The organism is Rhodococcus sp. AW25M09 (genome assembly GCF_000333955.1).
Lineage (GTDB): Bacteria > Actinomycetota > Actinomycetes > Mycobacteriales > Mycobacteriaceae > Rhodococcoides.
The window spans coordinates 1-1,613 of sequence record NZ_CAPS01000155.1; the positions used below are offsets into that span (position 1 = coordinate 1).

Annotated in this window: 1 pseudogene; it reads right to left on the minus strand. The window is 64.6% G+C overall.

Annotation, left to right across the window (positions count from 1 at the left end):
- Positions 1 to 95: 95 nt before the first annotated feature.
- Positions 96 to 1,489, minus strand: a pseudogene (locus RHODMAR_RS26710) (IS1380 family transposase).
- Positions 1,490 to 1,613: the final 124 nt, after the last annotated feature.

Genomic DNA, 1,613 nt, shown 5'->3' on the forward strand with positions numbered 1-1,613 from the left:
GCGCACGCTGGCGCGGCCGATGTCGATCGGTAGCGCTCGGTTCCACGGCCTGAGGTTTGGTTTCTTTCGGGGTCGTCGGGGCGGCTGGATTGCGGTCAGGCGGGCGCGGGTAGCGCCTCCAATCGGGTCAGTGCGGTGACGATGAGGGCCGACCATGTCGCGTTCTTCGACAGCCTGAGGTGGATGCGGCGCGCATGTTTCGAGATGCGTCCTGCGATCGAGAAGATGTGCAGGCGAACACGTTGGGTTCCCACCTGCGCGCTTCATGGTCGGCGAACCCGAGCATTTGGGTCCATGCTGTGAGGTCGAGAGCGAGTTGGACGATGGCCAACCAGATGCGGTTCTGATCGAATCCGTGCAACGGGAAGTTGGTCAGCCCGGTGTCCTTGGCAGTGCGGATACGGTCTTCGCAGCGGGCGCGGCGGCGGTGCCGCAGTTCGAGCTCCTGGACCTGACCGCGCACGGTGTTGGTGGCGAACGCGGTCAATCGAAGACCGTCGGAATCGGTGAACCTGAGCTGCGCGCCGGGGTGCGGGCGTTCTTTTCTGATGATCACACGTATTCCGGTCGGCCACGTCGCGAGGTCGAGGAGGCCTGTGGCGTCGATGACCCAGGCGCCGTCACGAACCTGCTCCGCATGGTCGACGGCGACAGACCACGCGCTCTCGGGGGCGTCGGCGAGGGCGGTGACCATCGCGTCGGTGAGCCCGAACCCGATGGAATACGACACTCCTCGCTTGTGCAGCCAGGTCATGAATGTGTGACTGGCTCCGGCACCGTCGGTGCGGACGAGGACCTTCTTACCCGGTCGCGCTGTGTGCACGTTCGGTAACTGCGCCAATGCTTTTCGTGTCACCTCGATGTGGTCGTCGGCAGTGTTGGATCCAGCATTGCCCGGCCGCAGCAACGCTGCGACGGGTTCACCGGTGCCGCCCACGCCGTGGTCGACGAACGCCAACAGTGGATGAAATCCGAAGCCTCGTTTGTAGGTAGGAGCAGCAGATTCCTTCTCGGAGTGTGCGGCGACGAGGGTGGCGTCGAGGTCGATCACGATCGGGTTCGCGGCGGTGATGTCGTGATCGGGTGCGTGTTCACCGGCATGTCCCCACGCCGCAGCGCGAGCGGATGCGCGCGCTGTGTCGATCGCGGTGAGCGCGGCGGGTGCATCAGCGGCCAAGGCGGTGATCAGACGGGACACGGTCGGATCGGATGGCACTTTCCCGAACACGGCGCTGTGCTCGCGCAGGGTGGCGATGTCGGCGAGGCAGTCACCGCCGAGAGCGAGTGAGACTGCGAGGTCGGTGACGATCTTGCCGGGGTCGAACTGCGCCAACGGTTTCCGCCACGGCGACAAGCTCCGCGAAAGGGCTTCGGTGAGTCCGGTGACCTCGGCGGTTCGGAGCAGCGTCACCGCTCCCGCGTGCGACACCACCCCGGTTCCGGTGGCATCGACGGACAGGGTCGGGTACGACGACGTAGACTGACTCACCGGAATGGTGCTCCTTGTTGCGGATTTATTTGGACCTTCGCAAGTCGAATTCTTCCAGCTCAGAGCACCATTCTTCTACTTTGACGCGCAGCGTCTACCTACCGGCGTGAAAGCCCGAGGCTAG